The sequence below is a fragment of the Azospirillum sp. B4 genome, assembly GCF_000333275.1.
Lineage (GTDB): Bacteria > Pseudomonadota > Alphaproteobacteria > Azospirillales > Azospirillaceae > Nitrospirillum.
In genome coordinates this window covers 1-8,660 of sequence record NZ_BACU01000300.1, presented here as the reverse complement: position 1 = coordinate 8,660, position 8,660 = coordinate 1, and the positions used below count along the sequence as shown (strand labels likewise).

Here is an 8,660-nt window from a genome sequence, read left to right as displayed (position 1 = left end):
CACACCAGCGCATGGCCTTCACCAGGCCGCCGCTGGACACCATGTTCAGCCCCTTGGCCATGCCGGACTGGATGTCATGGATGATGGCCACGTGGCGGCCGTCGCGCTGCCGGACCAGGCAGCCCAGCGCCACGGTGAGGATGGATGGACAGAGGCTGATGACCAGGGGCTTGGGCTTCAGCCGGCCCGAGGCCCGCGCCCACAACCCCGCCAGCAGGAAGCTGGCCTCGGCCATGATGCGGGCCTTGGCCGATCCTTTGCGCGGGATCATGGTGCGGACGCGTTCCACCCGCACGCCGTTCAGGATCTCATGACCGCCCCTGAAGTCCTTGTACTGGGTGAAGACCTCGTTGCCCGGATAGTAGGGCAGGCCGGTGAACACCGTGGTTTCGCATCCCAGCCGGGTCAGCCACTCCGCCAAGTCGGCGCATTGCGGGGCGGAGCCGATGAGTTCCGGCGGGTAGGCGCGGGTCAAAAGGGCCGCCTGGGGGGAGGGGACGGAGGAAGGAGGAAGATCCATCCCCTTCACCCCCTGCGGCGGCAAGTCACGTAGGGCCTCTCGCTCCATGGGGCGTTCCTCAACTCGGCCGGATGGCCTCAACCGAAGTGATCGGCCAGGGGACGGGCGTAGTCATAGTTCAGCGGCCCGTAGCCGTACTGGCGATAGCGGCGCGGGTCGACCCGGGACATGATCACGCCGGCCAGGTCGCACTGCACCTCCACCAGTTGGCGCAGGGCCTGCAGGGCGGCGTTGCGGCGGGTGTGGTCCCAGCGCACGGTGAACAGCACCTTGTCGACCATCCGCGCCATGGCCAGCACCTCGGCCCCCACCAGCACCGGCGCCGTGTCGATCAGCACCAGGTCGTAGTTCTTGGCGAAGGTCTGCAGCAGGACCCGCATCCGGTCGGATGTCAGCATGCGGGTGTCCTTCGACGTCCAGTGGCCGGCGGTGATCAGTTCCAGCCCCGACAGGGTGTCGTGGTGGATGCAATCGTCCAGCACCACGCTGTCATCGGTCAGCAGCGAGGCCAGGCCGTGCTTGTTCGACACGTTGAACAGCTTGTGCTGGGAGGGGGAGCGCCAGTCGCAGTCGACGATCAGGATACGCCGGCCGTGGCTGGCCAGCAGCCGGCCCAGCGCCGCGATGATGACGCTCTTGCCTTCGCCGGGGGCGGCGGAGGACAGCAGCACCGTGCGGGGGCTGTACTCCAGCTCCGACAACTCCAGCGCGATGTGGATCTTGCGCAGGGTTTCGGCGAAGGGCGACACCGGTTCGCGCAGCACCTGGGCGGTGGGCGACTTGCCCTTCACCTCCGGCACCAGGGCCACCACCGGAATGCCCGTCGCGGCCTCGATCTGGCTGCCCTGGCGGAAGGTCTGGTCCGCCTCTTCCATCAGCAGGGCGATCAGCATGCCGGCCACGGCGCCCACCAGCGTGCCCAGCAGCAGGATCAGGGCCTTGGGCGGATAGCTGGCGGCCACGGGCGGCGTCGCCTTGGAGATGACGCGGGCGTCCGGCGCCTCCAGCTGCTGGCGGCCGATCAGGCGCTTCTCCTCCGTCAGCATGGTTTCCAGCAGGTGCCGGTTGACGGCGGCGTCGCGTTCCATCGCCTCCAGGCGGATGGCGTTCTGGTTGTCGGCGCCCAGGGAGCCCTTGGCCTCGTTGAAGTCGCGCAGCACGGCCTGGTAGCGGGCGTTGGCCGTGCGGGCCACGTTCTGCAGGCCGGTGATGATGCCCTGCATTTCAGCCCGGATCTTGCGCTGCGCGTCGGCGATCTGGGCCTTGGCGTCGGTCACCTGCGGATGCTTGTCGCCGTAGGTGGCCGACAGCTGCGCCAGGCGCTGTTCCGCCTGGGCCTGCTGCGACTTCAGCGACTGGATCAGCGGGTTGTTCAGCACTTCCGGCACGCTGTCGCCGGTGACGCCCTGGCGCATCAGGGCCTGGGCGTCGCCCAGGTGGGCGTCGGCGTCGGCCTTGGCCGACTGGGCGGCGATCAGCTGGGTGTTCAGCTCCGTCAGGCGCTGGCCCATGATGCCGGTGCCGTTCTGCTGATCATATAGGCCGTACTGCTTGCGGTAGTCCTCTATGGCGCGCTCGCTGTCGTCGACCTGCTTGCGCAGGTCGGCGATCCGGCTCTCCATATACTCTTCCACCCGGCTGGCGGTGCCGACCTTCACGTCGCGCTGTTCCGCCAGATAGGCGTCGGCCACGGTGTTGGCCACCAGGGAGGCGGTCTCCGGATCGCGGGTGGTCGCCTGGATCTTCAGCACGTCGGATCGGCCGACGGTGGCGATGTCCAGCTTGGACAGCAGGATGTCCACCGTGCGGTTCTCGATCATGGCCGTCTGGCGGGCCTGTTCCGTCGGGCTCAGTGGCTCCGCCGCCTTGGGCTTGGTCAGCCAGTCGGCCACGCCCGCCGGCAGCATCCGGGCCCAAAGGGGGGCCTGCGGCGGCGCCGTCTTGGCGTCGGGGTTGAACTCCGGATCGTCGTTCAGGTGCAGCCGATCGATGACCTTCTTGGCCAGCTCCCGCGATTGGGCCACCAGGCCCTCGCTCTGCACCCGTTCGGCATTGAAGCTCATGGACGCGATGGTGGGGCCGATGCCGTCCAGGGCCGGCTGGGGCACACCCACCAGCACCCGCGCCTCCGACGTGTAGCGCGACGGCATGCTGTAGCCGACGATGCCGGCCAACAGGGCGGCGCCGACAGTGCAGGCCAGCACCAGACGGCGGTGGGCCCAGATCTTGCGGTAGGTGTCCAGCACGTCCCGCTGCTGTTGGGGCGGGGGCATGTACACCGGGCGGGGCGCCGGCGGCGCGGCGGTGAGGCGCCGGGGGAGGATGGGGCCACCACCCAGGGCGCGGGGCTGCTCTGGCAAGGTCATCAGAAATAGCGCTCCCGGACAGTGATGACGTCACCGGGCTGGACCGGTGTCGTCGGTTCGGCGTCGACCTGGGTTTTGGAACCGTCCTTGGCGGTGCGCTGCAGACGGAAGTCGTCGTCGCGCGCCCGGTAGGTGAAGCCGCCGGCCAACGCCACGGCGTTCAGCACCGTCATGCCGGAGACGTAGGCGTAGCTGCCCGGGGTCTTGACCTCGCCCAGGATGTAGAAGGGCCGGTAGCTCAGAACCTCCACGCTGACGTGCGGGTTCTTGATGTAATTGGGCGACAGGCCGCTCTCCAGCGACTTGCCCAGCTGGGCGGCGGTCATCGAGCCGGCATGCACTTGGCCCACCAGGGGAAAGGACAGGGTGCCGCTGCCGTCGACGGCGTATTCGCCCGACAGGTCCTGCTGGCCGAACACGGTGATGCGCACCCGGTCGCCCGGGCCCAGCTGATAGTCGGCGGCGGCGACGCCGCCCATGCCGGCACCGGGGACGGCACCGGACTTGGCCCCGGTCTCGTTGTTCGCGACCTCGTTGTTGGCGACGGGGCCCACGGCGGCGTTGGGTGCCGGCGGCTGGCCGTTGCCCTGGGCGTGGGCGGTCAGGGGAAGGGACGCGAAAGGAAGCGCGATGGTCCCGGCCACGACCGCCAGCACGGCCAGTCGGGACGGAGATTTACGGGGGAGGCGGGAAGGCAGCATTCCGGCACCTTCTGCTTGATCGGAGGCATCCCGGCCGCGCGGCGTCCGGGGCTCGTGTCGGGGTTGTCTGGTGGCGGCCCGTTTTGATGGGGCTCACACGATAGTTTTATCAAACGTGGGGGGCGGCGGTTGTGATCAAACGAGGGCCGCCCCCACCAGGGCTGTGATCGCGATGGATACAGCCAGTATTCCCTTACATGTGAAGGGTTAGGCCAACCAGGATGTTGTGGTCGGCATAGCCGATTCCGGTCCGATTAGACGACCGGATTTGGTAGTTGTAACGGACGTTGAGCGCTGTCATTTGGCTCATCATGTATTTCGCGCCCAGGCCGACGCCATAGACATCGTCTGTTCGGTCTATATTTTGGAAGTCGTCAGCCTCATGGCTTAGCTGCAGGTGGAGCTGCACGTTGCGCAGCAACTCATGATCCACGGCCAGCGTTTCCCTGGTCCCGAAATAGCCGGCGGCGCCCACGACGATGGTCTCGTTGATGTCGCGGGTGATCTCGCCGGTCACGGTGGTCAGGGTGGTGACGTTCCAGGTGACCTTGGCGCCGCCGGTGGGGCCGGAGAAGGTGCCCAGGCGCGCGTCGTCATAGTCCTGCGACCGGTAGCCGGCGAACAGATCCAGCGAGGTGATGCCGGTCAGGTTGTATTTGCCGCCCACCACGGCCGTGTAGCCGGTGGAATTGCGGTTGAAGCCGCTCATGTCCGAGGTGAAGTCGTAATTGCGCGTGTTATAGGCGCCCTTCACGTACAGCTCGTACAGGCCCTCGATCGAATAGCCGGTGCGGACGCTGATCTCATTCTCATCGTGGTTCTGGCGTTCCCACAGGATGGTGCGTCCGTCGAAGGTCTGGGCGTTGGCGAAGTCGTAGCGGTTGTAGCTGTCGCCCAGCTCCACGAACAGGTTGCCGAATTCCTTGTGCCCGACCAGGTTGGCCGAGGTCTGGTTGTATTCGGTGGGATCGGCCTGGCCGACGATGTTGTTGGGCGAGGTGCGGGGCAGGTGCCACAGGCTGTAGTCGGCACCACCCGCAATCCAGGCGTCGTGGTAAATCTCCACGCGACCGTCGCCGCCAATGTCGTAGTTGGCGTAATTTTCGCGGCTGTTCCGGGCGTACCAGTTGATGTCGCCGCTGGCGTGCAGGTTCAGCTGATGGACGTTCCAGTTGGATTTGAGCTCCAGCTTCGGCTGCAGCACCGTGATCAGGTCACTGGTGTCGTTGCCCTGCGTCGCATAGATGTTGCTGTCATAGACCTCGTCCAGCGTGATGCTGGGGTAGAGGATGAAGCCGCCCATGCGGATGCCGGCAGGGTCATAGTCGGGGTGCTGGCGGGTGGCCACCGTGTCATCCGGCGAGGTGTCCGTCTGGGCATTGGCCGGCAGGACCAGGCCGCCGGTCAGCGCCAGGCCGGCCACGGCCGCCAGCAGGCGCCGCCGCAGGGGGTTGGCCAATGCGGGTTCCAGGGTGGGGTACAGGGTGGGGTCCAGGGTGGGGTATAGCCGCGCCAGCGGGCGCGTATAGGTGACGCGGAGCGGCGCCACCCCGTCACGGATTGGGGCCCGGGGTGATCGGGCGGTCTTTGCAGGCATTGGATTTGACCTCGGGCTCGACGCGTTGCCCATGCGGGTCCGCGTCTTGGTTTAAAAACGGGTTGCCCCCCGTTCCCCGCCCGCTTCCGCGTCAATATGGCTCCCTCTCCCGGGTTGGTCCCCGGGAATGGGGCCGCGCTCACGCGCGGCCGTAGGTGTCTGACAGACGCACGATGTCGTCTTCGCCCAGATACGCGCCAGATTGCACTTCAATCAGATGCAGGGGCAGTTTGCCGGGGTTCTCCAGGCGGTGCTCCATGCCGATGGGGATGTGAACGGACTCGTTCTCCCGCACCAGGCGGTTCTCGCCATCCCGCTGCACCAGCGCGGTACCCTGGACGACGATCCAATGTTCCGCCCGGTGGTGGTGCTTTTGCAGGCTGAGGCGCGCACCCGGCTTCACCATGATGCGCTTCACCTGGAAGCGGTAGCCGATATCCACGGCGCGGTAATATCCCCACGGCCGGTAGACCGTGGTGTGATGGGTTTCTTCCGACCGGTTGCGGCGGCGCAGTTGCTCCACCACCTTGCCCACGTTCTTGGCGTGGGCGGCGTCGGCCACCAGCACGGCGTCGTCGGTGGCGACGATGACCAGATCCTCCACCCCGATGGCGGCCACCAGCCGGCCGTCTGAATGGACGTAGCTGTTCTTCACGTCCTGCAGGATGACGTCGCCCTGCTCCACGTTCCCTTCGTCGTCCTTGTGGCTGACGTCCCAGAGGGACCGCCAGGAACCGACGTCGCACCATGCCATCTCCACCGGGATGACGGCGGCCTTGTCGGTATGCTCCATCACCGCGTGGTCGATGGACAGGGACGCGGCGGCGGTGAAGCAGGCCTCGTCCAAGCGGAAGAAGCCATTGTCCTCCTTGCCGGCGGAAATGGCCTCGCGCACGGCGGTGACCATGTCGGGCTGCAGGCGCTCCAGCTCCGCGATGTACTGGCGCGCGGACATCAGGAAGATGCCGCTGTTCCACAGATAGTTGCCGCTGGCCAGGTAGGTTTCCGCCGTCGCCAGGTTGGGCTTCTCGGCGAAATGCTCCACGGCGCGGACGCCGTCCACGCCCGCCAGCGGGGCACCGGTACGGATGTAGCCATAGCCCGTCTCCGGCTTGTCGGGCACCACGCCGAAGGTGACCAGGTGTCCGGCCTGCGCCGCCGGCACGCCGCGCGCCACCGCCAGGTAGAAATCCGGCAACGCGCCGATCAGGTGGTCGCACGGCTGGGCCAGCATCAGGGCGTCCGGATCGCGGTCCAGCAGCCACAGGGCTACGGCGGCGATGGCCGGTGCCGTGTTGCGCGCGGCACTTTCCAGGATGATGGTCTGCGGTTCGATCCCGATCCCGTGCAACTGCTCGTGGATCATGAACCGGTGTTCCTCGTTGCAGATGACGATGGGGTCGGCGAAGCCGGCATCGCCCAGGCTGCGCGCGGCCGTTTCCTGCAACAGGGTCCGATCCGACGTCAGCGCCAGGAACTGCTTCGGGTGGATGGCGCGGGAAAGGGGCCACAGCCGGGTGCCGGCGCCGCCGGACAGGAGAACCGGATGGATTTGCGTGGTCCGCAGGGCCCGGGTGGACACGCGCTCCGTCACGTCATGCATTTTATGACCGCTCCGCTTCAGGGTGGGAACATTTGACGGTGACGCTACGGGTCGGGCCCGGTGGGGGCCAGTGACCAAGCCGTGGCCGCTTGTTGGGGGGTGGTCAGGGGGGCGACCCGGGCGCCCAGGTCCGCGCCCCAAAAGGGTGGGCCGTCGGCCCCCCCGCTCTTGGACGGGTGCGGCGGCGAGGCGCGCAAACGAAAGCGCCGCCCGGTGAGGGGCGGCGCTGCACGGTATCGGCGATGTTCTGGGGGAAGATGTGCTGGGGCGTCAGGTCGCGTCCGCGGCGAAGGGAGTGAGATCCCGTGCCTCCAGCCGCGCCAGCAAGGCAGCCAGGCGGTCCGCCTCCGCCTGCACCGCGCCGTGAGGGGCCCACGCCGGCAGATCATGGCGGGCCGTTGGCGGCGAGACACGCACCTGGACCAGATTTGTGGTCTCGTTGGGATCATTCCGCAGATCGTACATTTCCCATTCCTGCGGGACGCGTTCTTGGGGGTCGCAATAGCGCGCCAGCTTGAAATCGGCGGTGCGCACACAGCGGACATGGTTGGGCTGACGAACCGGACCTGGAGCCAGGTCGGGAACGGGGCCTTTGCCATGCCAGCCATGGCGCACGGCGGCGACCGTGGCGTCGTAGATGGCGAATTGGCCGTAGGACGCCGTTTCGTGCGGATCGCCAATGGGGGGCAGGGGTTCCGTGATTTCGTCGTCCGTGATGAACAACACCCCCTGGCGGGGCGTGCCGTCCGGTTCCATCACCACCTCCGTCCTGCCGTGGATCAGGGGGGCCAGGTTGGCGCCCGGCAAGGGGGGGAAAGGCCCGCGCGTGGCGGCCAGCCGGCTGGCGACCTCCGCCTGATCCACCTTGGCCAGGCCCAGAATGGTGGGCAGGATGTCGATGTGGCTGGTCACCTGGTCCAACTGCCGCAAGCCGCCGTGAACATGGGTGGAGGGCGGGAACTGCACCACCACGGGGACGTGCAGCGCCTCCTGATAGGCGGTGTGCCACTTCTCGATCATCATGCCGTGGGCGCCGGCATACTCGCCATGGTCGGCGAGGAAGACGACGATGGTGTTTTCCGCCAGGCCGGACTCCTCCAGCGTGCGCAGCACCCGGTCGATTTGCGTGTCGACCAGGGAATGCAGATACGCATAGAGCTGGATGAAATCCTGTGCCGAAGTGGCGGGATCGGACGTCAGCTGGAAGGGGATGCAACTTTTCAGCGTGGTGGCCAGGGCCGCGTCCAGCTTGTCCGTCGGCGCGACGCCTGCGAAATTGTAGCCAATCTTGGCCGACAGGGCCAAACCCATCTTATACGCGTAGTCGTGTTGGCAGGACGGCTTCGTCGACAGATCCTCCGCCAGGGTGGGCGGGTTGTGGGCGCAGTCCTGCGGAAAGCCCAGAGGGTTCAGGGCGACCTGGAAGGTGCCGCCCGTGGGCGGGGGCGTGCGGTCGCCCTGCTGGGGCACCGTCAGGGGGCCGAAGGGCGACTGGGTGCCAGTTCGGGTTTGGCCGTCGGACGGCAGGGCCTGGGAGATCACCGCCGGATATGTCGCGATGTCGTGCGGGTTGGCGAAGGAGGCGACGGCGAACCAGGGGCGGGCGTTTGACGCGTCCGGCGCCGGCTGGTTGGGTGCCTTCTCGCTCTTGATGGCGGCGGCGCGGTCATAGTCCAGGCCCAGCGCCTTGCGGCGCAGGAAATTGCATACGGAATCGGCGAAGCCGATGTCGCGGTAGGTGCCCAGATTGTTGGGTGAGGCGCCGTGCGGCTCGGGATAGGACTCCTCCCAATCGTCGAAGCCATAGGCCTGCAGGCTGTGGTCCGGCGGGTTGCTCACATGCCATTTGCCGAAGTATGGGTGCTGTAGCCGG

The 8,660-nt window shown here is 67.2% G+C and carries 5 protein-coding genes and 1 pseudogene; all 6 read right to left on the bottom strand.

The annotated features are described in order from the left end of the window. Positions 1-520 (bottom strand): annotated as a pseudogene (locus tag I55_RS13635) (glycosyltransferase); the annotation flags it as partial. 77 nt (positions 521-597) lie between these two features. Further along, the gene (locus I55_RS13630; protein WP_044561127.1) at positions 598-2,886 is read right to left on the bottom strand and encodes a polysaccharide biosynthesis tyrosine autokinase; all 2,289 of its coding nucleotides are present in this window, start codon (positions 2,884-2,886) and stop codon (positions 598-600) included. Beyond that, on the bottom strand, positions 2,886-3,587 hold the full coding sequence (locus tag I55_RS13625; RefSeq protein ID WP_049974097.1) for a polysaccharide biosynthesis/export family protein: 702 nt from the start codon (positions 3,585-3,587) through the stop codon (positions 2,886-2,888). The genes I55_RS13630 and I55_RS13625 overlap by 1 nt, the downstream gene beginning before the upstream one ends. A gap of 193 nt (positions 3,588-3,780) precedes the next feature. Beyond that, positions 3,781-5,184, bottom strand: a complete 1,404-nt coding sequence (locus I55_RS13620) for an outer membrane beta-barrel protein (RefSeq protein WP_159107190.1) — start codon at positions 5,182-5,184, stop codon at positions 3,781-3,783. A 139-nt stretch (positions 5,185-5,323) separates the two neighbouring features. Then, complete coding sequence (locus I55_RS13615) at positions 5,324-6,787, bottom strand: mannose-1-phosphate guanylyltransferase/mannose-6-phosphate isomerase (protein ID WP_044561125.1); 1,464 nt, start codon at positions 6,785-6,787, stop codon at positions 5,324-5,326. A gap of 270 nt (positions 6,788-7,057) precedes the next feature. After that, a partial coding sequence (locus I55_RS13610; protein WP_044561128.1) for a sulfatase-like hydrolase/transferase occupies positions 7,058-8,660 on the bottom strand: 1,603 nt, incomplete at its 5' end.